At 54.8% G+C, this 26,542-nt stretch carries 24 protein-coding genes and 1 riboswitch; of the genes, 8 read left to right on the top strand and 16 right to left on the bottom strand.

The window, feature by feature from the left end; all coding sequences use genetic code 11:
* Nucleotides 1-103: 103 nt before the first annotated feature.
* Nucleotides 104-2,137 carry a methionine--tRNA ligase gene (gene metG, locus ACMGG5_RS21870; protein WP_032663202.1) on the bottom strand — a complete coding sequence of 678 codons (2,034 nt, stop codon included), beginning with the start codon at nucleotides 2,135-2,137 and terminating at the stop codon, nucleotides 104-106.
* Between the two features lie 137 nt (nucleotides 2,138-2,274).
* Here metG and apbC point away from each other — a divergent pair, with 137 nt between their 5' ends.
* On the top strand, nucleotides 2,275-3,384 hold the full coding sequence (gene apbC / locus ACMGG5_RS21865) for an iron-sulfur cluster carrier protein ApbC (protein WP_420278508.1): 1,110 nt from the start codon (nucleotides 2,275-2,277) through the stop codon (nucleotides 3,382-3,384).
* 92 nt (nucleotides 3,385-3,476) lie between these two features.
* Here apbC and ACMGG5_RS21860 read toward each other — a convergent pair whose 3' ends face one another.
* A complete protein-coding gene (locus ACMGG5_RS21860; RefSeq protein ID WP_024908141.1) occupies nucleotides 3,477-3,932 on the bottom strand; it encodes a GNAT family N-acetyltransferase in 456 nt (151 codons plus the stop codon).
* Nucleotides 3,907-4,227 carry an RcnB family protein gene (locus ACMGG5_RS21855; protein ID WP_024908140.1) on the bottom strand — a complete coding sequence of 107 codons (321 nt, stop codon included), beginning with the start codon at nucleotides 4,225-4,227 and terminating at the stop codon, nucleotides 3,907-3,909. The genes ACMGG5_RS21860 and ACMGG5_RS21855 overlap by 26 nt, the downstream gene beginning before the upstream one ends.
* 217 nt (nucleotides 4,228-4,444) lie before the next feature.
* Between ACMGG5_RS21855 and ACMGG5_RS21850 the strand changes: the two genes are divergently transcribed.
* Nucleotides 4,445-4,960, top strand: coding sequence for a protein disulfide oxidoreductase (locus tag ACMGG5_RS21850; protein WP_032645288.1), 516 nt, complete (start codon nucleotides 4,445-4,447; stop codon nucleotides 4,958-4,960).
* Between the two features lie 36 nt (nucleotides 4,961-4,996).
* On the opposite strand, the gene ACMGG5_RS21845 is transcribed toward ACMGG5_RS21850, so the two are convergent.
* From ACMGG5_RS21845 to ACMGG5_RS21835, 3 genes are all read right to left on the bottom strand, one after another.
* A complete protein-coding gene (locus tag ACMGG5_RS21845) occupies nucleotides 4,997-6,463 on the bottom strand; it encodes a pyridoxal phosphate-dependent decarboxylase family protein (RefSeq protein WP_024908138.1) in 1,467 nt (488 codons plus the stop codon).
* Between the two features lie 18 nt (nucleotides 6,464-6,481).
* Nucleotides 6,482-7,858 (bottom strand): diaminobutyrate--2-oxoglutarate transaminase, encoded by a 1,377-nt coding sequence (locus tag ACMGG5_RS21840; protein ID WP_014884533.1) that lies wholly within the window; start codon nucleotides 7,856-7,858, stop codon nucleotides 6,482-6,484.
* Nucleotides 7,859-8,190: 332 nt separating this feature from the next.
* Nucleotides 8,191-9,198, bottom strand: coding sequence for a LacI family DNA-binding transcriptional regulator (locus tag ACMGG5_RS21835; RefSeq protein WP_148769712.1), 1,008 nt, complete (start codon nucleotides 9,196-9,198; stop codon nucleotides 8,191-8,193).
* Between the two features lie 238 nt (nucleotides 9,199-9,436).
* On the opposite strand from ACMGG5_RS21835, the gene ACMGG5_RS21830 reads away from it, so the two are divergent.
* Nucleotides 9,437-10,678, top strand: a complete 1,242-nt coding sequence (locus ACMGG5_RS21830) for an MFS transporter (protein ID WP_420278507.1) — start codon at nucleotides 9,437-9,439, stop codon at nucleotides 10,676-10,678.
* Nucleotides 10,679-10,693: 15 nt separating this feature from the next.
* A complete protein-coding gene (locus tag ACMGG5_RS21825) occupies nucleotides 10,694-12,127 on the top strand; it encodes a glycoside hydrolase family 32 protein (RefSeq protein ID WP_420278506.1) in 1,434 nt (477 codons plus the stop codon).
* Between the two features lie 84 nt (nucleotides 12,128-12,211).
* On the opposite strand, the gene ACMGG5_RS21820 is transcribed toward ACMGG5_RS21825, so the two are convergent.
* Complete coding sequence (locus tag ACMGG5_RS21820) at nucleotides 12,212-12,673, bottom strand: hypothetical protein (protein WP_157189455.1); 462 nt, start codon at nucleotides 12,671-12,673, stop codon at nucleotides 12,212-12,214.
* 225 nt (nucleotides 12,674-12,898) lie between these two features.
* Nucleotides 12,899-13,852 carry a YadA C-terminal domain-containing protein gene (locus ACMGG5_RS21815; protein ID WP_061714776.1) on the bottom strand — a complete coding sequence of 318 codons (954 nt, stop codon included), beginning with the start codon at nucleotides 13,850-13,852 and terminating at the stop codon, nucleotides 12,899-12,901.
* A 613-nt stretch (nucleotides 13,853-14,465) separates the two neighbouring features.
* Nucleotides 14,466-14,562, top strand: a riboswitch (TPP riboswitch).
* 35 nt (nucleotides 14,563-14,597) lie between these two features.
* Between ACMGG5_RS21815 and thiM the strand changes: the two genes are divergently transcribed.
* From thiM to ACMGG5_RS21800, 3 genes are read left to right on the top strand one after another with little or no spacing between them, the layout of a single operon-like run.
* On the top strand, nucleotides 14,598-15,368 hold the full coding sequence (gene thiM / locus ACMGG5_RS21810; RefSeq protein ID WP_420278505.1) for a hydroxyethylthiazole kinase: 771 nt from the start codon (nucleotides 14,598-14,600) through the stop codon (nucleotides 15,366-15,368).
* Nucleotides 15,365-16,165 (top strand): bifunctional hydroxymethylpyrimidine kinase/phosphomethylpyrimidine kinase, encoded by an 801-nt coding sequence (gene thiD, locus ACMGG5_RS21805; protein WP_420278504.1) that lies wholly within the window; start codon nucleotides 15,365-15,367, stop codon nucleotides 16,163-16,165. The genes thiM and thiD overlap by 4 nt, the downstream gene beginning before the upstream one ends.
* Nucleotides 16,166-16,207: 42 nt before the next feature.
* Nucleotides 16,208-16,954, top strand: a complete 747-nt coding sequence (locus ACMGG5_RS21800) for a GntR family transcriptional regulator (RefSeq protein ID WP_420278503.1) — start codon at nucleotides 16,208-16,210, stop codon at nucleotides 16,952-16,954.
* Here ACMGG5_RS21800 and ACMGG5_RS21795 read toward each other — a convergent pair.
* The 3 genes from ACMGG5_RS21795 to ACMGG5_RS21785 are packed head-to-tail and all read right to left on the bottom strand — an operon-like array spanning nucleotide 16,928 to nucleotide 20,156.
* Nucleotides 16,928-17,881, bottom strand: coding sequence for a PfkB family carbohydrate kinase (locus ACMGG5_RS21795; RefSeq protein WP_420278502.1), 954 nt, complete (start codon nucleotides 17,879-17,881; stop codon nucleotides 16,928-16,930). The two genes, ACMGG5_RS21800 and ACMGG5_RS21795, sit on opposite strands and share 27 nt — an antisense overlap.
* Entirely contained in the window at nucleotides 17,878-18,882 is a 1,005-nt protein-coding gene (locus ACMGG5_RS21790; RefSeq protein ID WP_420278501.1) for an ADP-ribosylglycohydrolase family protein, read from the bottom strand. Before ACMGG5_RS21790 ends, ACMGG5_RS21795 begins: the two co-directional genes overlap by 4 nt.
* Nucleotides 18,879-20,156 carry a nucleoside permease gene (locus tag ACMGG5_RS21785; protein ID WP_024908126.1) on the bottom strand — a complete coding sequence of 426 codons (1,278 nt, stop codon included), beginning with the start codon at nucleotides 20,154-20,156 and terminating at the stop codon, nucleotides 18,879-18,881. Before ACMGG5_RS21785 ends, ACMGG5_RS21790 begins: the two co-directional genes overlap by 4 nt.
* A 250-nt stretch (nucleotides 20,157-20,406) precedes the next feature.
* On the opposite strand from ACMGG5_RS21785, the gene fbaB reads away from it, so the two are divergent.
* Complete coding sequence (gene fbaB / locus ACMGG5_RS21780) at nucleotides 20,407-21,459, top strand: class I fructose-bisphosphate aldolase (RefSeq protein ID WP_420278500.1); 1,053 nt, start codon at nucleotides 20,407-20,409, stop codon at nucleotides 21,457-21,459.
* 68 nt (nucleotides 21,460-21,527) lie between these two features.
* Here fbaB and yegS read toward each other — a convergent pair whose 3' ends face one another.
* The 5 genes from yegS to ACMGG5_RS21755 all read right to left on the bottom strand — a co-directional run bounded on the left by yegS (nucleotide 21,528) and on the right by ACMGG5_RS21755 (nucleotide 26,432).
* Nucleotides 21,528-22,427 (bottom strand): lipid kinase YegS, encoded by a 900-nt coding sequence (gene yegS, locus ACMGG5_RS21775; protein ID WP_208763072.1) that lies wholly within the window; start codon nucleotides 22,425-22,427, stop codon nucleotides 21,528-21,530.
* Between the two features lie 162 nt (nucleotides 22,428-22,589).
* The gene (locus ACMGG5_RS21770) at nucleotides 22,590-23,195 is read right to left on the bottom strand and encodes a hypothetical protein (protein ID WP_024908123.1); all 606 of its coding nucleotides are present in this window, start codon (nucleotides 23,193-23,195) and stop codon (nucleotides 22,590-22,592) included.
* A gap of 7 nt (nucleotides 23,196-23,202) precedes the next feature.
* Nucleotides 23,203-24,168, bottom strand: coding sequence for a hypothetical protein (locus ACMGG5_RS21765; RefSeq protein WP_024908122.1), 966 nt, complete (start codon nucleotides 24,166-24,168; stop codon nucleotides 23,203-23,205).
* A gap of 416 nt (nucleotides 24,169-24,584) precedes the next feature.
* Nucleotides 24,585-25,946, bottom strand: coding sequence for a tRNA 5-hydroxyuridine modification protein YegQ (yegQ, locus tag ACMGG5_RS21760; protein WP_420278499.1), 1,362 nt, complete (start codon nucleotides 25,944-25,946; stop codon nucleotides 24,585-24,587).
* A gap of 153 nt (nucleotides 25,947-26,099) precedes the next feature.
* Nucleotides 26,100-26,432 carry a YegP family protein gene (locus tag ACMGG5_RS21755; protein WP_223561012.1) on the bottom strand — a complete coding sequence of 111 codons (333 nt, stop codon included), beginning with the start codon at nucleotides 26,430-26,432 and terminating at the stop codon, nucleotides 26,100-26,102.
* Nucleotides 26,433-26,542: the final 110 nt, after the last annotated feature.

Genomic DNA, 26,542 nt, shown 5'->3' with positions numbered 1-26,542 from the left:
TGCCCAGCGGCGCTGCGCTTGCAGGGCCTACGGGTTTTGTAGGCCGGGTAAGGCGAAGCCGCCACCCGGCAAAAAAAAGCCGGATAAGAATCCGGCTTTTTTGTTATTTCACCTGCTGACCCGGCTTCGCGCCTTCGTCTGGGCTTAACAGGAAGATATCTTTCCCGCCAGGGCCTGCGGCCATCACCATCCCCTCAGAGATGCCGAAGCGCATTTTGCGCGGCGCCAGGTTCGCCACCATCACGGTTTGACGACCAATCAGCACCTGCGGGTCCGGATAGGCAGAACGGATGCCGGAGAAGACGTTGCGCTTCTCGCCGCCGAGATCCAGCGTCAGGCGCAGCAGCTTGTCAGAGCCGTCCACGAATTCCGCGTTCTCGATCAGCGCCACGCGCAGGTCGACTTTGGCGAAATCATCAAAGGTAATGGTTTCCTGAATCGGATCGTCTGCCAGCGGGCCGGTAACCGGTGCCGCAGCCGCCTTCACCTCTTCTTTAGACGCTTCTACCAGGGCTTCAACCTGCTTCATCTCGATGCGGTTGTACAGCGCCTTGAAGGTGTTCACCTTGTGGCCGAGCAGCGGCTGCTGGATTGCATCCCAGGTCAGTTCGGTGTTCAGGAACGCTTCAGCACGGGCTGCCAGCTGTGGCAGAACCGGCTTCAGCCAGGTCATCAGCACGCGGAACATGTTCAGACCCATGGTGCAGATCGCCTGTAGGTCGGCGTCACGGCCTTCCTGTTTCGCAACAACCCACGGGGCCTGCTCGTCCACATAGCGGTTGGCAACATCGGCCAGCGCCATGATTTCACGAATCGCTTTACCGAATTCACGGCTTTCCCAGGCTTCACCAACCGCAGCGGCGGCATCGGTGAAGGTTTTATACAGCTCGGGATCGGCCAGTTCGGCAGAAAGCACGCCGTCAAAACGCTTCGCGATAAAGCCCGCGTTACGGGACGCCAGGTTGACGACCTTGTTGACGATGTCCGCGTTCACGCGCTGCACGAAATCTTCCAGGTTCAGGTCGATATCGTCGATGCGGGAAGAGAGCTTCGCGGTGTAGTAGTAGCGCAGGCTGTCCGCGTCGAAGTGGTTCAGCCAGGTGCTGGCCTTGATGAACGTCCCGCGGGACTTGGACATCTTCGCGCCGTTCACCGTTACGTAGCCGTGTACGAACAGGTTGGTAGGCTTGCGGAAGTTGCTGCCTTCCAGCATCGCCGGCCAGAACAGGCTGTGGAAGTAAACGATGTCTTTACCGATGAAGTGGTACAGCTCGGCAGTGGAATCTTTCTTCCAGTATTCGTCGAAGCTGACGGTGTCGCCACGCTTGTCGCACAGGTTCTTGAAGGAGCCCATGTAGCCGATTGGCGCGTCCAGCCAGACGTAGAAGTATTTGCCCGGCGCGTTCGGGATTTCAAAGCCGAAGTACGGCGCATCGCGGGAGATATCCCACTGCTGCAGGCCGGATTCGAACCACTCCTGCATTTTATTCGCCACCTGCTCCTGCAGCGCGCCGCTGCGGGTCCACGCTTGCAGCATTTCGCTGAAGGACGGCAGGTCGAAGAAGAAGTGCTCGGAGTCACGCATCACCGGCGTGGCGCCGGATACCACGGATTTCGGTTCGATAAGCTCGGTCGGGCTGTAGGTTGCGCCGCACACTTCGCAGTTATCGCCGTACTGATCCGGGGATTTACATTTCGGACAGGTGCCTTTGACGAAACGGTCCGGCAGGAACATGCCTTTTTCCGGATCGTACAGCTGCGAGATGGTGCGGTTTTTAATAAAACCGTTCTCTTTCAGACGGGTGTAGATCAGCTCCGACAGCTCGCGGTTTTCGTCGCTGTGCGTGGAGTGATAGTTGTCATAGCTGATGTCAAAGCCAGCAAAATCGGTCTGATGCTCCTGACTCATTTCGGCAATCATCTGCTCCGGGGAAATCCCCAGCTGCTGCGCTTTCAGCATGATCGGCGTGCCGTGGGCATCGTCCGCACAGATGAAGTTAACCTCGTGGCCGCGCATTCGCTGGTAACGGACCCAGACATCAGCCTGGATATGCTCCAGCATGTGGCCGAGGTGGATTGAGCCGTTGGCGTACGGCAGTGCGCACGTTACCAGAATTTTCTTCGCGACTTGAGTCATAGTAGGCATTACTTCTTTTAACTGTGAAAAGGGTTTTTGATATTACCAAAAGGGGCATTATTAAGTAAGCACAAACCACGGCCTTTCAGGTAAACTTGTTCATCTAAGGTCTTATTCACAAGAACAAAGGAGTCGGGATGAGTTCTCAATCCCAGGCCAAATCACCGGAAGCCTTACGAGCAATGGTCGCCGGGACGCTGGCTAACTTTCAGCATCCAACCCTGAAGCACAATCTCACTACGCTGAAAGCGTTACACCACGTCGCCTGGCTGGACGACACGCTGCACATTGAGCTGCAGATGCCGTTCGTCTGGACCAGCGCCTTTGACGCGCTGAAAGAGCAGACCAGCTCTGAGCTGCTGCGCATGACCGGCGCGAAGGCGATCGACTGGAAGCTGAGCCACAGCATCGCCACGCTGAAGCGCGTGAAAAACCAGCCTGGCGTGAACGGTGTGAAAAACATCATTGCCGTCAGCTCGGGCAAGGGCGGGGTGGGGAAATCCTCTACCGCCGTTAACCTGGCGCTCGCGCTGGCAGCGGAAGGGGCAAAGGTCGGTATTCTGGACGCCGACATCTACGGTCCGTCTATTCCGAACATGCTGGGCGCGGAAAACCAGCGCCCAACCTCGCCGGACGGCACCCACATGGCGCCAATCATGGCCCACGGTCTGGCGACCAACTCCATCGGTTACCTGGTGACTGACGATAACGCCATGGTCTGGCGCGGCCCGATGGCCAGCAAGGCGCTGCTGCAGATGCTGCAGGAGACGATGTGGCCGGATCTGGATTATCTGGTGCTGGACATGCCGCCGGGTACCGGTGACATCCAGCTGACGCTGGCGCAGAACATTCCGGTGACGGGAGCCGTTGTTGTGACCACGCCGCAGGATATCGCGCTGATCGACGCCAAAAAAGGCATCGTGATGTTCGAGAAGGTGGAAGTGCCGGTGCTCGGTATCGTCGAGAACATGAGCATGCACATCTGCAGCAACTGCGGCCACCACGAACCTATCTTCGGCACGGGTGGCGCAGAAAAACTGGCCGCGAAGTATCACACCCAGCTGCTGGGACAGATGCCGCTTCACATTACCCTGCGCGAAGATCTGGATAGCGGCAAGCCGACGGTGGTCAGCCGTCCGGACAGCGAATTTGCAGAAATGTATCGCCAGCTGGCGGGACGCGTTGTGGCGCAGCTCTACTGGCAGGGCGAAATCATCCCAGGTGAAATCGCGTTCCGCGCGGTGTAATACCTCTTCGCTTAGTGCCGGGTGGCGGCTTCGCCTTACCCGGCCTACGAAATACGGTTTTGTAGGTCAGGTAAGCGAAGCGCCACCTGACTTTACCCAAGCCGATAATGCATCAGATAGTACTCTCCGTCCGGAGAATTACCCGTCGCCTCAATGTGCCAGCCGTGTCGCTGGTAAAACGCAATAGCCCGCGCATTCTTCACCAGACACTTAAGCGAACCCGTACTGGTAAACGTCTTCTGAACCTGCTCCAGGAGCAACTTCCCGACCCCGAGACTTTGATACTGCGGGTCAACAAACAGGTTGTGCAGGAAATTATCGTTCGTCCAGACGGAGGCAAAACCCAGGCGATGACCGTTCTGCGTGGCAACCCAAATCACTTCGTCACGGGTTGCCGCGTCAAAGTCTTCCAGCTGCCAGTCTGCACTCTCCAGCCATGGCCAGGCTTCACGCCGGGCGTGGAGGTAGAGCGTGCGCAGGAAAGGGCGGTCACTTTCCTGCCAGGGGCGAATCAGGATTGCGTTAGCGGTGATAGAAAATATCTCCATTGTAGGCTTTGTATATCTTGCCATCAGCATCGCCAATCAGCACGTAGTTCTCACCCATGTAGGTCCAGTGGGTTCCGGCATCCGGCGCCGGCAGGTTACGCAGCTGGTACTGTTTGATGGTGTACTCCGGCGTTTGATACTGAGCCGGCGCCGTGTCGCCAATCTTGAATTTCGTGAAGTCAGCGATGAACTCTTGTTCTTCGTAAGCGCTGATGCCTGATGCTGCTGGTGCTGCGTTAGCCACGCTTGCCAGGGTCATCACGACACCCAGAAGCAGCCATTTACACTTAGCCATTTTTTCTCCAGTTAACCTGTTTTTACTTTTTGCTTTTGCACGTCAACAATACGGCAACCTGACTATTTTATGTATCAGACTATGGCTTGTTCCAGGAAAAATGTAACAAAACTGAACATAACCCGGGGATCGTTTTCCGCTAGGAGCACGACACTTCTTTACAGCATGACGCAAACTCGCCCGCTATGATGACCTCCGGTTAAATTGAGAGGTCACAATGGATAACCGCAAAATCAGTCGACTGCGCCGCTGGGCGCGGGAAGGGATCATACTCGTTCTGCTGACGCTGGCCGTGGTATGGGGTGTTGATCAGTACCGAAAACCGACGCTCCCCGCCAGTTTTAGTGCAACGCCGATGCAGAGCATCGACGGCAACGTTCACGATATTGCGGCGCTCAGCCAGGATCGTCCGCTGCTGATCTACGTCTGGGCAACCTGGTGCAGCATTTGCCGCTACACGACGCCTGCGGTTAATCAACTGGCAGAAGAGGGCGGGAACGTGGTGAGTATCGCCATGCGTTCTGGTGACAACGCAAAGCTTGAGCGCTGGGTTGATAAGAAACAGCTAAAAATGCCGGTGATTAACGATGCAAACGGTGCTTTGTCGCAGCAGTGGCAGGTGAGCGTCACGCCAACGCTGGTGGTTGTGTCGAAGGGGAACGTGGTCAGTACCACGACGGGCTGGACGAGCTATTGGGGATTAAAATTAAGGATGTGGTGGGCAGGCGTATAAAAATAACCCCTCTCCCGGCGGAAGAGGGGTGTTGTATTACTTAGCCAGAACTTCCTGCGCGGTGCGCTCAACCAGAGACAGCAGGATTTTAATATCTTCCAGCGTCACGGTTGGGTTCAGCAGCGTCAGCTTCAGGCAGGTGACGCCGTTATGCTCGGTCACACCGACGTTCGCACGGCCGGATTCCAGCAGCGCGTCACCAATTTTCTGGTTCAGCAGGGCGATACCCGCTTCATCCGTCTGCACCTGTCCGCGGAAGCGGAACAGAACGCTTGCCAGTTGCGGCTGCATAACCAGCTCCAGCGCAGGCTGCGCTTTCACGTAGGCCGCAACCTGCTGTGCCAGGGTCACGCCGTGATCGATGATCGCCGCGTATTGCTCCTGACCCAGCGCTTCCAGGCTCATCCACAGCTTCAGCGCGTCAAAACGACGGGTGGTCTGCAGAGATTTGGAAACCAGATTAGGCACGCCGGCTTCTTCGTCGAACTCAGAGTTCAGGTAAGCCGCCTGATAGCGCATCAGCTCATAGTGGCGCGCTTCTTTCAGCAGGAACGCGCCGCAGCTGATGGTCTGGAAGAACTGCTTGTGGAAGTCCAGGGTGACGGAATCCACCAGCTCGATGCCGTCCAGGTAGTGACGATACTGCTCAGACATCAGCAGCGCGCCGCCCCAGGCCGCATCAACGTGTACCCAGATGTTCTGCTTCGCGGCCAGCTCTGCAATCGCACGCAGCGGGTCGATAGCACCGGCATCGGTGGTACCTGCCGTCGCGACGATGGCCAGAATCTGCTCGCCGTTCGCATTGCACTGTTCGATTTTCGCCGCCAGATCGGTCAGATCCATGCGGGAGAATTCGTCCGTTTTCACCTGCACCACGGACTGGTAGCCCAGGCCCATCAGCGCCATGTTTTTCTGCACGGAGAAGTGCGCGTTTTCGGAGCACAGCACGCGAATTTTGCGCAGATCGCCAACCAGACCGTCCTGCTGAACGGAATGACCCTGACGCGCGAAGAACGCATCGCGCGCCAGCATCAGGCCCATCAGGTTGCTCTGAGTCCCGCCGCTGGTGAAAACACCTGCGTCGCCGGCCTGATAACCCACGCGGGTACGCAGCCACTCGATCAGTTTGATCTCAATGATGGTTGCGGACGGGCTTTGATCCCAGGAGTCCATACTCTGGTTAGTGGCGTTGATCAGCACTTCCGCCGCCTGGCTTACGACCAGGCTTGGGCAGTGCAGGTGCGCCACACACTGCGGGTGATGAACGGACAGGCTGTCTTTCAGGAAGAACTCCACGGCGCGTTCAATCGCCGCTTCGTTGCCCAGCCCTTTCGGGTTGAAATCCAGCTTAATACGGTCGCGCAGTTCTGCGACCGTTTTGCCCTGGTACATCTCAGGCTGTTTCAGCCACTGCATCACAGCCTGAGTGCTTTGTTCAATCGCCTGCTGGTAAGCTTCAATGCTCTGCGCAGAGGAGAACAAAATTGGGTTTGAATCAGACATCGTAATCAACAACTCCGGTTACGCCGGGCGAACGCCCGCAGCAAGCAGTGCCTGCTCAAATTTATCCAGGAAGATTTTCAGCTCTTCGTCGCTGATCAGCAGAGACGGCAGCAGACGCAGAACGATACCGTTACGGCCACCGCGCTCCAGAATCAGACCGGCTTCGAAGCACTTCTTCTGAATCAGTGCAGACAGCTCGCCGTCGCCAGGGAAGCAGCCCATGTGGTCAGCCGCTTCGTGTGGCTTAACGATCTCAATACCAATCATCATGCCCAGACCGCGAACGTGACCAATCACCGGGTAGCGCTTCGCCATTTCTTTCAGCTGGCCTTTCAGCCATTCGCCCTGTGCAGCCACTTTGCCTGCGATGTTCTGGTCTTTCAGGATTTTCAGCGTCGTCAGACCGGTTGCCATCGCCAGCTGGTTGCCGCGGAAGGTACCGGTGTGGTGACCTGGTGCCCATGCATCGAACTGCTTTTTGATACCGAGCACGGCCAGCGGCAGACCGCCACCGACGGCTTTAGACATCACGATGATGTCTGGCTCAATGCCAGCGTGTTCGAAGGCGAAGAATTTACCGGTACGGGCAAAGCCAGCCTGAACTTCGTCGAGGATCAGCAGAATGCCGTGTTCCTGAGTCACTTTACGGATGCGCTGCAGCCACTCAGCCGGAGCCGGGTTCACGCCGCCTTCGCCCTGAACCGCTTCCAGGATCACCGCAGCAGGCTTACGCACGCCGCTTTCAACGTCGTTGATCAGGTTATCGAAGTAGTACGTCAGCGCTTTCACGCCCGCTTCACCACCGATACCCAGCGGGCAACGGTATTCGTGTGGGTAAGGCATGAACTGCACTTCTGGCATCATACCGTCAACCGCTTCTTTCGGAGACAGGTTGCCGGTCACGGACAGCGCGCCGTGGGTCATACCGTGGTAACCACCAGAGAAGCTGATGATACCGCTACGACCGGTCACTTTTTTCGCCAGCTTCAGCGCCGCTTCAACGGCGTCAGCACCGGATGGACCGGTGAACTGCAGGCAGTACTCTTTGCCCTGACCAGGCAGCAGAGAGAGCAGGTATTCAGAAAACGCGTCTTTCAGAGGCGTCGTCAGATCCAGAGTATGTAACGGCAAGCCGCTGGTAATGACATTTTGGATGCTTTTCAGCACATCAGGATGGTTATGGCCAAGCGCAAGGGTCCCTGCGCCTGCTAAACAGTCAAGGTATTCTTTATTATCTGCATCGGTGATCCACACGCCTTCTGCTTTAGTGATGGCTAAAGGCAGTTTGCGCGGATAACTCCTGACGTTAGATTCAAACTCGGCCTGACGGGCCAGATAGGTTTCGTTGCTTTTGTGGGCATCTACGGTGTCAATACGGACTTTATCCGTCATCATATCACTCCTACAACCGCCGCTTCGTTATGAGCCACGATTGAATAAAAAGTTAAAAAACAGATGGGGGCCTGAAAAAAACGCCGCCAATATAGAGCCTTTTGCCACGGGGCTCAATGGTTAATTTGTTTACTGTTTTGTGACACGGGGCTGTGGGGAGAAAATATCCCCATTTTTAAAATGAAAATTGCATTTTATGCCAAATAAAAACAGCCTGTTACAGGCTGTTTGTCCGGCGTGTACAGTCGCAGAAAAGAGTGTGACAAAACGTGCCATCGAATGGCAAAAAGGAGGCTGGCTGTCTCTATTCCTGCGTCATGTGCAAAAAGCGGTGCTCATGATGCATGCACAACGGAATCACGCATCAAAAAAGGACTTTCAACGCGCATGGTGTTCTGATGCTCTTCACCGTTAATAATATGCATGGCGCTCAGGCGACCAATTTCATAGTGTGGCAGTTGAACCGTCGTGAGAGGAGGCAGGAACAGCTCCCCAATACCCACCATATTGTCATAGCCGATTACCGCGACATCTTCCGGTATGCGAAGCCCTTGCGCCAGCAGCGTCTGATAGACCATAAACGCGATACGGTCGTTGCCGCAGATAACGGAGTCGAACCGGGGAATGCCATTCTGCATGTGCGCCAGCAATACTGACGGAATGTCACGATAGTGCTCATCGCCGAGCGCCATATAGCTGTGCGCCAGGCTGTGCGGGTCGAGTCCCGCTTCACGGCATGCACGTTCCAGCCCCTGACGACGTCGGGTTGTGGCCAGATGCCCCTCAGGCAAATGCAGGCAGAGAGGGCGTCGATAACCCTCCGCGAGTAACGCCCGTACGGCGGTATACTGCCCCTGTTCATCATCGGGAATATAGCTGGCGACCTTTTCGCCGTCACTTTCGCAGTTGGCCAGCACGCAGGGAAGGGTGAGGAGTTTGGCCGGGAGAGGAACCTGACGTAACCCCATGGTGGTGTAGATAATTCCGTCAGGCCGATGAGAAAGGAGAAGGTCGACAATGGCGTCCGGGTTGTCATCGGTAAACATATTCATCACGAAGCTGTTCCAGCCGTGCATTCTGGCCGTCTCTTCAATCGACAGCGTGATCTCCACCGAGAAAGGCGTCGTCACCGTATCGAGCGCCAGTACGCCTATGGTTTTAGGCGAGGCATGCGCGCCGCGAATTTTCTTGGCGGAAAGATCGGGCACGTAGCTGGTTTGCTCGATAGCCAGCTGAACGCGCGCCAGCGTTTCCGGCTTAAGGCGCTCCGGGCTGTTCAGCGCACGGGAGACCGTCATCAGCGATACGTTAGCCAGCTTTGCGACGTCCTTCAGGGAAGCCATTTTCTTACTCCGTTAATGCTCTGTGTGAAAGGGTATACAACTAAGTCGCTGATGTAAAAGGAAGGCTGATGCACATGCCAGGTCAGGCTTACCTCCGTGATGAATATTTGATCGCGATCTCATTCTCTTGATGTTAACGTTAACTTTCGTGATTAACATCTTAAATCTTCACCAAACAGCATGAGAAAGAATCAATGTTAACGTTACCATTGTGTCATTACTCCAACATGAGAATGTCATGATGAAAACGCATCGCTCTCACAGCTACCCTTTACTGAGCGCATTACTGTTTTTCTTTTTTGTCACCTGGTCATCTTCCGGCTCGTTACTCTCCATCTGGCTTCATCAGGAGGTGGGCCTAAAAGCGGGGGATACCGGCATTATCTATGCCGTGCTTTCCGTCTCCGCGCTTTTTGCTCAAATCTGCTATGGATTCATTCAGGACAAGCTCGGTCTGCGCAAAAACCTGCTCTGGTTTCTGACCAGCCTGCTCATTCTTTCCGGTCCAGCCTTCCTGCTGTTTGGTTATCTGCTGCAAATTAACGTATTACTCGGCAGTATTTTCGGCGGGGTTTATATCGGGCTGACGTTTAACGGCGGAATAGGGGTTCTGGAGTCCTACACCGAGCGCGTGGCCCGCCAGAGCCAGTTCGAGTTCGGCAAGGCGAGGATGTGGGGATCGCTGGGCTGGGCGGCGGCAACCTTTTTTGCGGGGCTCCTGTTTAACATTAATCCGAAGCTGAACTTCGCGGTGGCGAGCTGCGCCGGGCTGGTGTTTTTTGTGTTGCTGGCGCGCCTCAGGGTCTCTTCCGCCCCGCACGCCATGCAGGAAGCGGTGTCCGGCGGTAAGGTCACGCTGGAGGATGCATTGCGCCTGCTGACGCTGCCGCGCTTCTGGGCGCTGGTGTTTTTCGTTATCGGCACCTGTATTTATGGCGTTTATGACCAGCAGTTCCCTGTCTATTTCTCGTCCCAGTTCCCGACGTTACAGGAAGGGAACGCCATGTACGGCTATCTCAACTCCTTCCAGGTTTTCCTGGAGGCGGCGGGCATGTTTTGCGCCCCGTGGATGGTGAATCGCCTCGGTGCGAAAAACGGCCTGATTTTCGCCGGAATGGTGATGGCGATGCGTATGGTGGCATCGGGTCTGGTTGAGGGGCCGGTATTGATCTCCATTACCAAGCTATTGCACGCGGTTGAACTGCCCGTTTTGCTGGTCTCCATCTTTAAATACAACAGCCTGCATTTTGATAAGCGGCTCTCTTCCACCCTCTATCTGGTGGGCTTTGCCTGTACAAGCTCGGTGATTGCCTCGGTACTGTCGCCGCTGGCCGGCTACAGCTATGAGAAATACGGCTTTGCCCAGTCCTATCTCATCATGGGGCTACTGGTCTTCAGCACCACGCTTATCTCCATCTTCCTGTTGCGCTCGGGTAAGTCCTCTTCTGACCCGCTCATGCCGCAACCTTCCACTATCTGATTAAAGAGTAGAGAAATGACGTATTCCATTACAAAAGCAGAACAGGAACTGCAGTCCGGACGCGAAGGGCTTAACCTGCGCTGGTATCCGCGTTACCACCTCGCCGCGCGTGCCGGCTGGATGAACGATCCGAATGGCCTGGTCTGGTTTGACGGCTGGTATCACGCCTTTTATCAACATCATCCGTATTCGACCCAGTGGGGGCCGATGCACTGGGGCCATGCGCGCAGCAAAGATTTAGTTCACTGGGAACACCTCCCGGTTGCGCTGGCACCGGAAGGACCAGACGACAAGGACGGCTGTTTTTCTGGCTCAGCGGTGGTGGATGGCGACACGCTGGCGCTGATCTACACCGGCCACAAATTCCACGGCGATCCCGGCGATGAGGCTAATCTCTACCAGGTTCAGTGCCTGGCAACCAGCCGAGACGGCATCCACTTTGTGCGGCACGGGACCGTCATTGACACACCGCCTGGACTGCATCACTTCCGCGATCCGAAAGTATGGCGTGAAGGGGAGTGGTGGTACATGGTCGTTGGCGCGCGAGAGGGTGATACGGGCCAGGTGCGTGCGTACCGGTCTGCCGATCTGCGAGAGTGGCAGGACAGGGGCGTGCTCGCGGTGGCTGAAAAAGAGATGGGTTATATGTGGGAATGTCCGGACTTTTTCACCCTTAATGGTAAACGCGTGCTGATGTTCTCTCCTCAGGGGCTGGCGGCGGACGGATTCAAAAACCGTAATCTTTTCCAGAGCGGGTATCTGGTAGGTGAATGGCAGCCCGGCCAGCCCTTTGTGCGTGAAGGTGAATTTGTAGAGATGGATTACGGGCATGATTTCTATGCGCCGCAAAGTTTCCTGACGCCGGATGGTCGACGCATCGTCATCGGCTGGCTGGACATGTGGGAATCACCACTGCCGGAACAGCGGGATGGCTGGGCGGGTATGCTCTCCTTACCTCGCGAGCTGACGCTGAGTGCGGATAATCATCTGCAAATGCATCCAGCCAGAGAAGTTGAAACCCTGCGCGGGGCGTGGTTCCCCTGGCCGATAACTACGCTTAATAACCAGCAGATGACGCTGGTGGAACACTGCGATGCGATGGAGGTCACTCTGCAATGGGATTGCGCGAACAGCAGCGCGGAGCAATACGGCATTCGTCTCGGCGACGGGCTACGCATCTATGTTGATGCCCAGATGCAGCGCCTGGTGCTGGAGCGTCACTATCCGCAGTATGGCTTGTGTGGTACCCGAAGCGTCGCGCTTAACCTGAACGACATGCTGAACCTGCGCCTTTTCTTTGATAGCTCGTCTGTGGAGGTGTTTGTCAATGAGGGGGAAGCGTGCCTCAGCAGCCGTATTTATCCTGATGCAGACGGCCGCGAGCTGGCGTTGTTTGCCTGGGCGGGGAGAGCGTCGCTTATTCATGGCGGGGCCTGGCAGTTAGAGTAAATTTATATTTAGTCACGAGCTAAAATAAAGCCCCATACAAATGGGGCTACGTAAATCTTATCAGGTGGTAGGGTTGTGCTAAGATCACATTTTTGATAATTGTGCGTTTACAACTCTCTCTTTTTCAACAACCAGCTGCATAATATAGCCACCCTTGTGCCATGAACCCTTATTTGGCTTCCAGCCTTTCGAAAGCAGATATTCAGCAGCATCAGAGATTGGCTTATTCATAACGCGATCCGCTTCACCTGAAAACTGTTTAAAATCGCCGCTTGCTTTGGCAGGCTTGCTCTCACAACGACCCGCAGCATCCATAACCTGAGTGCAGCCTTCAGGAAGATGCTTATGTGCTGATTGTGCAAGTTGAGCAGCATTCTCCAAAGCCTGTTTTTCAGCAGCAGCGTTAATGGCTGTAGTGCGGTTTTGCTCTGCTATATAACAAGCATCTTTACTCACTCCTTTGCTTTGACAATCCGCCATCCGTTGAGCAGGTGAGGAACACGCAGCAAGAGATAATACAGCCGCTATCATCATTAACTTTTTCATTATTGCCTCAGTAATTACAATTATAAATATAAGTGCCTAACATCAATTCAATCCATATCCCTAATAAAATAAAAGTGAGATATAGAACAGCGGAAATAAAAATGTACTTTGTCATTTTCTTTGCGAGCAGCATTGTATAGAGTTATAGCCAGCTAATTAAAACTCATGTGCGAGTTTTTTTAGCTTACTGGCGGTTCGCTGGCATTTTATTTTAATACTGTAACATCACCATCCGTAAGATGCGGACGCCGCAACAATTTCATCACCGTTGGATGTACCTGATGTAGAGAGGGTAGCGGCTACATTCTCAGCGAACTTATGACGGTAGCCGATTGCATAACCTTGCGCATCTTTGAAGTTGGCAGCGCCGACGGCAACCGCATTATCTGTATCAACGTAATGCAAACCAGCAAGAGAAGCAGCGCCAGCGATACCAGCACGATATTCCTTGCGATCCTCATTCTGCTGATTCTCCAGAGAAGAGAACTTAGCGTTATTTTGATTCTCTAACGACGTAATACGTGATTCATGATTCGCTAATTGTGCGCTGTGATTCTGAATCGTCGCTTCTTGTGTTTGCTGGCGTGACTGGACGTTAGCAACAGCAGCTTTATTCGCTGCGGCTACCGTTTGTGCATCTACAGCTAAAGATTGCGCATAAGCGCCCGTATTAAATGCCTGAGTCGCTTTGTCAGAGGCGTCCTGGAGGGCGTGATCTTGTCTATCCTGATCGGCTTTGAAAATGCTTTTATCGACCTTACTTGCAAGCGCTTGTGTATTAGCATCTGCTTTGTTGTTCGCATTGGTGGCGGTGATTTCAGCATGATCAGCAGCGGCTTTAGCCGATGTCGCTATAGTATTAGCAGTAGTAGCTTTTGCATCAGCAGCAAGAGCATTAGTGTTAGCAGTTTGAGCATCAGTTTTAGCACTACCAGCAAGGTTATCAGCGGCGCTAATTGCATTCCATTGATCAGTATTTTCAGTTTTTAAACCTGTGATATCGTTTTGATTCGTAATAACCTTGTTGGCCATTAAATCAAGATCATAACCGGCACCTTGTGTACCAATAATCGTAATGTTGTCTTGATCAGAAGTAACATTAAATGCAGCAGCATTAGCTGTATTAGCAAACACAACACCAAATACAACAGCGATAGTTGATTTATTTAAAAATCTCATTTGAAAGCTCTCATCATCAATGCAAAAAATAAAGTTAGGGCGCTATCCTGACGGGAAGATACAACGTCTTGTTATATCTGAATTAATTCACGATTTACGTTGAAAATTTTGGTTTGATAACTTATTTCGTAACGTGTAATAACTATCTATGAATGTGTAATTTTGATTATTGATCTGGATCATAAACAGCAGGAATAGCTAAACGAGTCGATTAAGAAGGGTTGGGGTATATAATTATATATTACAACGAGTTAGATATTTGTAATGAATGGAGGAGAAATGAGAAATAAAATATCTATACATTAAATATGTTTAAGTGTTTGGGTGAAAAATCATTAAAAATACAGATAACAGTTTATGTAAATTTATATATTATTGCCGATTATTTATTATCGAATATCCATTCTGCTTCGAATGAAAATGAAATGAGGTCATTTTTGTTCCGGGATATACCAGGAAAAAATATTTATGTTGAAGAGACTAGCGAAAAAGTGTTTAGGGAGATTCATCACGCGATCGCTTCCTTGATAAATCGAAACCTCTTGCGCCTGGCCTGTGGCCCCGGTTACACTAAATTACGACATGGATTTTCAATAAATCATTGTTTTAAAAGTACTTTGACTCGGGGTGCCCTTCTTTGTGAAGGCTGAGAAATACCCGTATTACCTGATCTGGATAATGCCAGCGTAGGGAAGTCAGATGCCTTCCCGGTCATCGCTTCTTCACGCAAGGCAGGAGCGAACCCATGCAGCCTGACCTGCTCGATTTACACGTTTTACATCACTTCCGCACCCGTTCTCCGCTGACCCATTGTATGACCAACGATGTTGTACAGACCTTTACGGCCAACGTTTTGCTGGCGCTTGGCGCATCACCGGCGATGGTGATCGAGGCCGAAGAGGCCGAGCAGTTTGCCGCGATAGCCGATGCGCTGCTGGTTAACGTTGGCACGCTGACCGCGCCGCGCGCCCAGTCGATGCGTCGGGCAATAGAAAGCGCGGTGGCGGCAGGCAAACCCTGGACGCTGGACCCGGTTGCCGTTGGCGCGCTCGCGTTCCGTACCCGTTTTTGCCATCAGATTCTTGCCCTTAAACCGGCGGCCATTCGCGGCAATGCCTCAGAAATCCTTGCTCTTGCCGGAATGAGCGCAGGCGGGCGCGGCGTCGATACGACCGATACCACCGCCAGCGCGGTGCCCGCTGCTCAGGCGCTGGCCCGCCAGACCAATGCCGTTGTGGTCGTCACCGGTGAGGTGGATTACATCACTGACGGACAACGCACCCGAACGGTAACCGGTGGTGACCCGCTTATGACGCGCGTAGTGGGCACCGGGTGCGCTCTCTCCGCCGTCGTCGCGGCGAGCTGCTCGCTGCCGGGCGACCGTCTGGATAATATCGCTGCTGCCTGCGGATGGATGAAGCGGGCTGGAACGGTGGCCGTTGCGCAGTCGCGTGGCCCGGGCAGTTTTGCCTGCGCGTTCCTCGATGCGCTCTACACGCTGGAGGAGCAAGCATGAAGCGGATTAACGCCCTGACCATTGCCGGCACCGATCCCAGCGGCGGCGCGGGCATCCAGGCTGACCTGAAAACCTTCTCTGCCCTTGGTGCGTACGGCTGCTCGGTCATTACCGCGCTGGTGGCGCAAAACACGCGCGGCGTGCAGTCGGTCTACCATATTGAGCCGGATTTTGTTGCCGCACAGCTGGATTCCGTGTTCAGCGACGTGCGCATTGATACCACCAAAATAGGCATGCTGGCCGAGACGGACATTGTTGAAGCGGTGGCCGAGCGGCTTAAGCGTTATGCGGTGCAAAACGTGGTGCTGGATACCGTCATGCTGGCAAAAAGCGGCGACCCGCTGCTCTCTGCCTCTGCCGTGGAAACCCTGCGTAAAAAGCTGCTGCCGCAGGTGGCGCTTATCACCCCCAATCTGCCGGAAGCCGCCGCGCTGTTAGGAACATCGCACGCGCAAACTGAACGCGAGATGAAAGCGCAGGGGAACGCGCTGCTGGCAATGGGCTGCGGTGCGGTGCTGATGAAGGGCGGGCATCTGGATGACGCGGAAAGCCCGGACTGGCTTTTCACCCGCGAGGGCGAAGTGCGCTTTACCGCGCCGCGCGTGCAGACCAAAAATACCCATGGCACGGGCTGTACGCTTTCGGCCGCGCTGGCGGCGCTGCGTCCACGGCATGACAGCTGGGCCGATACGGTGCGCGAAGCGAAAACCTGGCTCTCGGCGGCGCTGGCGAAAGCCGATACTCTGGAAGTGGGTCACGGTATTGGGCCGGTTCATCATTTTCATGCATGGTGGTAACCCAGTATACTGGCAGGAAACACCACGCCTGAGAAAACAGAGATGGAACAAGCGCATACCCGGTTAATCGCTCAACTGAATGAACGGATCGCCGCGCCTGACAACACGCCGCTGTACCTGAAATTTGCCGAAACGGTAAAAAACGCGGTGCGCAGCGGCATGCTGGAGCACGGGAATATTTTGCCCGGCGAGCGCGATCTGAGCCAGTTAACCGGCGTGTCGCGCATTACCGTGCGAAAAGCGATGCAGGCGCTGGAGGAAGAGGGCGTAGTTACGCGCGCCCGTGGCTATGGGACGCAAATCAACAACATCTTTGAATATTCGCTGAAAGAGGCGCGCGGCTTTTCCCGGCAGGTGGTGCTTCGCGGTCAAAAGCCCAATACGCTATGGGTCAACAAGCGGGTGGTGAAGTGCCCGGAAGAGGTGGCGAACCACCTGTCGATCTCCCCGGACAGCGAGGTCTTTTTGCTCAAGCGCATTCGCTATGTGGATGACGATGCGGTGTCCATTGAAGAGTCCTGGGTCCCGGTCGCGTTAATTCCCGACCCGGATGCGATTGGCATTTCGCTCTACGACTACTTCCGCAGCCAGAATATCTTCCCGCAGCGCACCCGCTCAAGGGTGAGCGCCCGCATGCCGGACAGCGAGTTTCAGGCGCACATTAAGATGGACGAAAAAATACCGGTGCTGGTGATCAAGCAGGTCGCGCTTGACCAGCAGCACCGGCCGATTGAGTACAGCATCAGCTACTGTCGCAGCGATCTATACGTTTTTGTGTGCGAGGAGTAATTCGTCGCGAGTCGGGGCGCAATCTCCGCCTCGGTGGCTGACTACCCAGGACGCCACGGCATTCCCCAGCAGAACGGCGTCTGCCAGTGACCATCCCGCCGCCAGCCCGGCAAGCGTGCCGCCCGCGTGGCTGTCGCCAGCGCCAATGGTGTCCACGACCGTCGCCGGGAACGCCGGAACAACGCCCGAGGTCTTACCGTCATACCACGCGGCGCCGTCTTTATCATGCCGCACAATCAGCGCGGCACCGAAACGCAGCGGCCACTCCGCACCCAGATCTTCAGCCGCGACACCCAGTCGCTCGGCTGCGATCTCCGCTTCCTGACGATTAAGCGACACAATCGGCCTGCAGGCCATAATCCGCGCCATCAGCGCGTCGGGAATATCCGCGATACGGGGACCGAAATCGATAAAGACCGTCACGTCCGGTAACCCCTCCAGCCAGCGTGTCAGCAGCTCGCCGCTGGGCGAGGCCAGCTGATAGCCGGACAAATAGACCAGGCTGTTCGACGGGATATTAAGCACATCAAGCCAGCGCTGCTGCCACTGGTTCTCCACGCCGCTAAAGGACATAAAGGTGCGCTCGCCGTCTGGCTCCACCAGCGCGAGGCACCAGCCGTTATCGCCGGTTTCGGCCTCAATGGCGCTGTGCAGATCCTGCTTCGCCATGGCGTTGCGAATGATGTCCGCCCACACGCCGTGGCCGACGGGCAGGGCGTTTTGCGCCGTAATGCCGAGCCGTTTCAGGGCGATGGCAATGTTCAGCGCGCAGCCGCCGATATTCACCCCCTGCTGTTTGAGCTCGATATCGCACCCGCGCCAGGGCAGGGCGTAGGCGTCGGCGATGACGTCAATCACCGCTGCGCCCAGCACCGTCACCGGGCGCGTGGCGTGCAGATTGTCGAGACGTTGGGCAAATGCATTCATACGCCCTCCCTTTGCTCCCTGAAGTGCAGCAGTTTCTCGCAATAGTGGCCGAAATCGAGCCGGTTGGCGGCGTCGAGTTCGGCTTTGAGCGCCGGGTCAATCGCCTGCACGCCGTGGAGCGCACCGCAGATGGCCGTCGCCATCGCGCCAATGGTGTCGGTATCGCCGCCCAGATTGGCGCATAAAATGGCGCAGCGGTTTGGGTCGGTTCCCGCCAGTTCGACCATCGCAATAGCTGCCGGAACGGACTCAATGGTGCTGGTTCCGGCCCCCACGAGCTGGTACACCTGCTCGCTGGCGGACTCAATACCGTTGGCTTCCCGCACGGTCTTAAGCGCCAGCTCAATACGCGCCGCCAGCGACGCGCTGAAAGTGGTGGTTTTCATCTCCTGCGCATAGCGGGCGATCCCCGGCAGGGCATCAACGATGTTCTGCCAGCTTTCGCCGTCGATGGCACGGGAAACCGCCCAGGCAATCACCACCGCGCCGGCAATGGCGAGGTCCGATTTATGGGTCGGGCTGGAGGCCAGCGCCACCTGTTCAACAAAGTGTTCCAGCCGCGTCGCCGGGAGCAGGCAGCCCAGCGGGGAGGCGCGCATCGCCGCCCCGTTCGTCACGCCGTTGTTTTCCAGTTCGCTCACCGGCTTCCCGTCACGAATCGCATTAAGCGCGATTTTTGAGGTCGGGCCGAGCACATTCTTGTTGAACGCGTCGAAATCCAGCGCCCAGTTCAGGATATGCTTGCCGATAACGTCCGGGTTAATCTCCCCGTCGCACTCGACGATCGCATCGGCGAGGCACAGCGCCATTGAGGTATCGTCGGTGAACTCTGCCTGTTTGAAATAGCAGGCCGCATTATTCTCTGCCGGGCCGGGTAAAAAGCGGTCGATCCAGCCGAAGTGCGCTTTGACGCGCTTTCTCGGCCACAGCTCCGACGGCATGCCCATCGCATCCCCTAACGCCTGCCCGTAAAGGGCACCGAGAACACGTTCTTGTTTCATTTAACTTCCCCTTGTGTCAGCGCGGCATCGCCATCAACCACCTCAATTGCGGTGATCTCTTTGTCCGATTCGCGGAAAAACAGCATAAACAGCACGGCAATCACGGCAATCATGATTGCGCCAAATGCCCACATTCCGGCCCAGTTGAAGGTCAGCCCATTCACCGGCTCTTTGTATGCGAACATTTTTTCCATCATCACGCCGCCCAGGCGATAACCCAGCAGGCTACCAAAGCCCTGGCAGCACAGCGTAATCAGGCCCTGCGCGGCGGTGCGCATGTGCACCGGCGCTTTTTTATCCACGTAGATATACGCGGTAACGTAGTAGAAGTCGTAGCTCACGCCGTGCAGCAGAATGCCGAGGAACAGCAGGGCGTAGGTAAAGTACTGTTCCGCACCGCCGTAAACGAAGAATCCGTAGCGGATAGCGGCCGTGATCAGACCCAGCAGTAAGACCTTCTTAATACCAAAGCGTTTGGTAAAGAACGGCAGCGCCAGCATAAAGAAGATTTCGGAGAACTGGCCGAGCGTCATCCAGCCGGTGGCGTTTTTCATCCCCACTTCGGTGAGATAGCCGTTAGCGAAGATGTAGTAGAAGGCCAGCGGCATGGCGAACAGGAACGAGCAGAAGAAGAACACCAGGAAGTTTTTGTCGCGCAGCAGGATCAGCGCGTCCAGCCCCAGCATCACCTTGAAGTCCAGCTTGCCGGTGCTCTTCGGCGGGGTGTTCGGCAGGAACAGGGCAAACACGCCGAGCAGGGCTGAGCTGGCTGCGGTCATCAGCAGCGGAATATTGGTATCGGAAATATCGCTGTAGCCCAGCATCTGCGGCAGGAATCCGCACGCCAGCCCGGAGGCGATCCAGCCGATGGTGCCCATCACGCGGATACGCGGGAAATCGGCCTCTACGTCATCCACGTTGGCGAAGGCAATGCTGTTGGTCAGCGCGATGGTCGGCATATAGGTCAGGGAGTAAACCAGCAGCAGCGGGAAGAAGGTGCTGAACTGGGTTTGCTGTGCGGCGAAGTACATCAGAATGGCGCCGGCGAACATCAGCACCGCCAGCACTTTCTGTGCGGCGAAGAAGCGGTCCGTCAGCGAGCCGACCAGAATCGGTGAGAGGATAGCGGCAATGGCGGTACAGGCGTAAGACCAGCCAATTTCCCCGGCGGTAAAACCGCTTTTGCTCAGCCACAGCCACAGCGGCACAAACCACGCGCCCCAGATAAACCATTCAACAAACATCATGAATGACAGTTGGACTTTCGTTTTCATTTTTTAATCCTGCATGTCAGAGAGGGTACGCCTTTAACATACCACTTAATAATACCTTTTAAATACCTTTGCGGCGATTGTTTGATCAATGTAACAGTTTTGTTGTACACGAATCGAGCCAGCAGATTGTGCTGAAAAAAAATGCAAAGGGTGGAAAATCTGTTAAGTCGGTACCAGGCTTAGTCTGCCCATAAAAGATGGGACTGGATAAACACACACCGACACGACGTCGGACTTACGGGAGTATCACATGACTGATATTGCGCAGTTGCTTGGCAAAGACGCCGACAGCCTTTTACAGCATCGTTGTATGACCATTCCAGCCGACCAGCTGTATCTGCCTGGTCATGACTACGTTGATCGCGTGATGATCGATAACAACCGTCCGCCTGCGGTCCTGCGAAATATGCAGACGCTCTACAACACCGGACGGCTCGGCGGCACCGGCTATCTCTCTATTCTGCCGGTAGACCAGGGCATTGAGCACTCGGCGGGTGCCTCTTTCGCGGCGAATCCGCTCTACTTCGATCCGAAGAACATTGTTGAGCTGGCGATTGAAGCGGGCTGTAACTGTGTAGCCTCCACCTACGGCGTGCTGGCTTCGGTTTCGCGTCGCTATGCCCACCGCATTCCGTTCCTTGTGAAGCTCAACCACAACGAAACTCTGAGCTACCCTACCGAATATGACCAGACCCTCTACGCCAGCGTCGAGCAGGCGTTCAATATGGGGGCGGTGGCGGTAGGGGCGACCATCTATTTCGGTTCTGAGCAGTCTCGTCGTCAGATTGAAGAGATCTCCGCGGCGTTTGAACGCGCGCACGAGTTGGGCATGGTCACCGTACTGTGGGCGTATCTGCGCAACAATGCGTTCAAGAAAGACGGCGTGGATTACCACGTGTCGGCCGACCTGACCGGGCAGGCGAACCACCTGGCGGCGACCATCGGCGCAGATATTGTGAAGCAGAAAATGGCCGAGAATAACGGCGGCTATAAAGCGGTGAACTTTGGCTATACCGATGACCGCGTATACAGCAAGCTGACCAGCGATAACCCGATCGATCTGGTGCGCTACCAGCTGGCGAACTGCTACATGGGCCGTGCGGGGCTGATTAACTCCGGCGGCGCGGCGGGCGGTGATACCGACCTGACAGACGCGGTGCGTACGGCGGTTATCAACAAACGCGCGGGCGGCATGGGGCTGATCCTTGGCCGTAAGGCGTTTAAGAAATCGATGGCCGACGGCGTGAAGCTGATCAATGCGGTGCAGGATGTCTATCTGGATAGCAAAGTCACGATTGCCTGACGCCTCCATCTCCCTCTCCCTGTGGGAGAGGGTTGGGGTGAGGGCATCACCGCGCATCGTGTGAAACATCAGCGCAAAAGCACACAGTCCGGCGGCAGCCGACACTGCAGCGCGCCGGGCAACACCTCAATGCGGAACTGTTTTCCGCTCAGCGGCTCTCCATCGAGGTTAAACGTCATCCCGTGCGGCGCATTCACCTCAAACCATGCGGATTTACCGTCAATGATATTCGGACTCTCTTCCGGCTGCGTCAGCGTGGTAAACAGCGCGGGCAGCAGACCGTCGCCCGTAAAAATACGCAGCTGTAGCTGGCCGTCATTGATCAGCGCCTCCGGGCACAGCTGCTGCCCGCCGCCTGCCTGGCGACCATTGCCAATGCCAATCACCAGCGCGTCACCCTGCCACTGAAAATCCTCGCCGCGAATTTCGCAGCGGTCAGGCTTGAGGGTGTCCATGCGCATCAGGCCGTGGATGAGATACGACACGCCGCCCAGCGCCGCCTTCAGCTTTTCCGGCGTTTCGCTGGTGATGCGCGTGCCAAACCCGCCGGTCGCCATATTGATAAAGCAGGTTTTATCATTCACCTGCGCAATATCCACAGCGGTGGCCTTGCCGAGGATCGCCAGCTGGAGCGCCTTCTCTAACTCCTCGGGGATCCCAGCGCTGGTGGCAAAATCATTGGCGGTGCCGAGCGGTAAAATGCCCATCACTGGGCGGTTTGCCGGGGGCAGGTCGATCAGCGCTGACGCGATCTCATTGATGGTGCCATCGCCGCCGCCGGAAATGATGGTGTTGACGCCAAGCCCGAGGGCTTCATTGATATAGCGTGCCGCGTCGCCTTTTTCCCATGTTACCCTTACGTGGATGCGCGCGCCGTCGTCACGCAAACCTTGAATTGCCTGACGCAGCAGATCGTTGCCCGCACTTTTGCCATTGAGAATCAATAAACTGTCTTGATAGGTTGCCATCCGCGCTGCTCCCTTTTTTAGCGTTAGTAAGAGTGTATAGCAGAGAGGAAAAAAGCGGGTAAGAACAGGATGAAAGGAAAAAAATAAGGCTGCGGAAAGGGGATTTATCCCCCTTCGTGGCGTTTACCTTTTATACGCTGGTCCCTCAATTGACGCTTGCTGTCAACGTTTGAGCCCTGCCATTTGCCTGTTCTCAATTTTCAACTGTTTACGCCACACCCGATTATGTAGCGTTAGCGCAATTGAACGGTAAAAGACTGACGTATTCATCCACACGATATTCAGGCCGAAAAATCCCAATCCTAATAGTGAGGTTATTTGCGGTGTGTAATTCTCTACAGAGCCAAATAAAAGCGAAATCCACGTCCAGATAAAATACACGATGCTCATCAAGCCGGTCAGTGTAATGACAGAAATATGCAGTTTATATCCCGTTAAGGAACCTCTGGCCGTTAAAAACATCGTGCTCATTACAATCATGCAATACACCACTGCTGCAAGGAATACTCCCATCATTACCTTAAATTCAGGTAAGCCGAGCAGGCGAAAGAGCAACATCCAGACAGAAACTTGTAGCATAGCGTAGCAAAAAATAGTGAGTAAGGTATTTATTGCTAAGGGTATGCCTGTCATATGTACACCCACAGGAACACCGAACTGACCTTTTAAGCGATTTTTCAATGATTCAAGCCGTTGGCAATCGTCAGTCGCCATTTCACCTGTTATCACAGCACTTAATGAAAGGCTCTTTTTGATGTAATTTATCATGTCCGGGTCAATAACTTCCTGTAAATGAAAAAGACTGAATCAAACCAAAAACGTATTTACCAGATTGTGTAATATTCTGAGGATTCCGGATTGTACCCGAGACAGCACTGCCAACAAATGCTGAGGAGTTTGAAATAGCATTCAACAGCTCTCGCTGTAAGAGCAGCTGCAGCGCTTCCGAGGGGTAACGTTTAGGGTAAACGCCAGCTTTCATCGCTGCTTTAACCCCTGAATTAGAGATCCCGGGATTTCGGATACGAATGATTTCCTCAGTTAACCGCGTGCGGTCTGCCCGGCTCATTTTTTGTAATAACGAGAGTAAACTTTCAGACGTTGAGCGATTAAGTAGGCGGTAGGTTAATACAGCGCTTTTTAGACCCGCAGCAGCCCCGGCAAGTGAAATCGCATCAAGAGCAGTATTGGTTGCGGTATACCACTCCTGGGAATCCATCCACGCAACATAGTCATTATGATTCATGGCAATAAGTGACAAGCGGCCAAGCCCGTTTGCACACTGAATTCCTGTTGCTACGCCACCAGCGACAATCACAGCGGCAACAGCACCGGAAGAACCTGCGGTGAGAGGAATGGCCATACCTGCACCTGCAGCAAGTACGACAGTGAGAATGGCAGCTCCGCAAGAAATCGCCGTAGAACCTATTTCAGTCGCTAATGAAGGTGACTGAATCGTCGTCGTCGTTGCCTGGAGAGGATTACTTGATGAGGCGTTTACTTTAGTGATGACGACATGACTCACCGAGCTTTCGTTTGGCGTCGCAATCCGTCTTGAGGGTCTCACTAACCACTGACGCGCACCGTCTGAGTAGATGATCCCAACCTGGCTAAAGTTACGGCTACAGTCCAGCTGATTGGCAAGGGCGGTGAAATCAATATCGCCCCCGGAGGCTAGACCCAGACTGCGGGCGAGTTCGTAATCCGGAATATCCTTTGAAATCTGACCAGGAAAAGTCATGTGTCTCTCCGTCCGTGTGAAATCGTATAACGCTAAGAAATCAAGAGTAAAGGGCATGTTATGGACGGAAATTAGGAATGATCCGAATAACTCGCCATCCTGCCAGAATCAATGAAAATTGTGATGGATATCATATACCCGCCCGATTTTCCTAAAAGATATTCCAGCAGACGCTGGCGCGAATCAACACCCTTCATTTGGTGGGGCGGTGCAATTTCATTCTGACTAAGTGGACTGAATTGTACAAAAAAATAAGCCCGCGTAAGGGAGATTACGCAGGCTAAGGAGGTGGTTCCTGGTACAGCTAGCATTTATGGGTTATGTTTTTCAGCGGAGGGATAATACCCGTATTGAACGAAGCGGTATGTGATCCGATTCTAAGAATTATCCCAGCGCGAAAAAATTTCCCTGATTGACTATTTGCCGTGTGGGTTTCGGGTGCTTTCACCGTTGAAGTTACGCATCAGCAGGGCGAATTTCAGCTCCACCTCTTCAGGAACCGGCAGCCAGACGGTATGACCGTCACCCGGTGCCACCTCAATCATTTCACCTTTACCGTTTTCCAGATGTTCCAGCGTGAAGTTCATGTTGCCCTGCGGGGTCATCAGCTCCAGGCTGTCACCTTTGGTGAACTTGTTTTTCACCGCGACGGCCGCCAGCGCGCCTTTGCGCTCGCCGGTGAAGTCGCCGACAAACTGCTGGCGCTCGGATACGGAGTAGCCGTGCTCGTAGTTCTGGTAGTCGTCGTGGGTATGACGGCGTAGGAAGCCTTCGGTATAGCCGCGATGCGCCAGGCCTTCCAGAGTTTCCAGCAGGCTGGTATCGAACGGTTTACCGGCGGCCGCATCGTCGATGGCTTTGCGGTACACCTGCGCGGTACGCGCGCAGTAGTAATAGGATTTGGTGCGGCCTTCAATCTTCAGGGAGTGCACGCCCATCTGGGTCAGACGCTCGACGTGGGCGATGGCGCGCAGATCTTTCGAGTTCATGATGTAGGTGCCGTGCTCGTCTTCAAAGGCGGTCATGTACTCGCCCGGACGTTTGGCTTCTTCAATCATAAACACGCTGTCGGTTGGCGCGCCGATGCCCAGCGTCGGCTCGACGTTGGTCACCGGGATAGGCTCGTGCTTGTGGACGATGTTGCCGACGTCATCCTCTTTGCCTTCCTGGACGTTATATTCCCAGCGGCAGGCGTTGGTGCAGGTGCCCTGGTTCGGGTCGCGCTTGTTGATATAGCCGGAGAGCAGGCAGCGGCCAGAGTAGGCCATGCACAGCGCGCCGTGGACGAAGATTTCGATTTCCATATCCGGCACCTGGGTGCGGATCTCTTCAATCTCTTCCAGCGAAAGCTCGCGGGAAAGAATGACACGGGTCAGCCCCATCTGCTTCCAGAACTTGACCGTCGCCCAGTTGACGGCGTTAGCCTGTACGGAGAGGTGAATATCCATCTCCGGGAAGTTCTCCCGAACCAGCATGATTAAACCCGGGTCCGACATGATCAGCGCGTCCGGCCCCATATCCACCACCGGCTTCAGGTCACGGATGAACGTTTTCAGCTTGGCGTTGTGCGGCGCGATGTTGACCACCACGTAGAATTTCTTGCCCAGGGCATGCGCTTCGTTGATGCCGAGCTGCAGGTTCTCGTGGTTGAATTCGTTGTTACGTACGCGCAGCGAATAGCGAGGCTGGCCCGCGTAGACAGCATCGGCCCCATAGGCGAAAGCGTAACGCATATTTTGCAGCGTTCCCGCCGGGGAAAGGAGTTCCGGTTTAAACATGTTTGTTCTCGTTCTGATGACAGGTCAGATCCGCGGCACCTGGTGCAGCGGTAAGGGGAGATCCCCCACTTTAAGGGCGGGCATTGTAGCGCTGCGGGGCGGGGAGGTAAAGCGCCGGGTCGCGTCACCGCTCTCCCGGCGCGCGTCGTGCTGTCAGGTATTGTCTTTTACCGTCTGGGTAGACCCGTTAGTTTTGACCGAGGCGATACCCTTATCACGCGACTGTTCCGTTGCATAAAGCTGGCTGCTGCCAATCACCTGATGGTTGCCCGCCTTGAGATTGAAATGGTACTTACCGTTAGAAGCCGTTTTCTTCTCATAGCGCTCGTCCAGGGGGCTGTTCGTGCGTACGGAGGCAATACCGTTTTCGGCGGCACTTTTACTGGTGTAAAGCTCGCTGGTAAGAATGATCTCTCCGTTACCCGCTTTCAGCACAAACCTGTACTGACCATCACTGCTTTTACTTAATTCGAACCAACCAGACATAGGAACTCCTTGATCGAAAGTAAAATGAGAGGCACCAGTTATCAGTAAGCGAACCGGTAAAAAGAGTATGGTTGATTCCTGAATTGATTCCAGAAAAGAAAAAACCGCCT

Source organism: Enterobacter sp. BNK-34 (assembly GCF_048684445.1).
GTDB classification, from domain to species: Bacteria; Pseudomonadota; Gammaproteobacteria; order Enterobacterales; family Enterobacteriaceae; genus Enterobacter; species Enterobacter pseudoroggenkampii.
The sequence above is the reverse complement of the archived record's forward strand: the minus strand, read 5'-3'. Positions and strand labels throughout refer to the sequence as shown.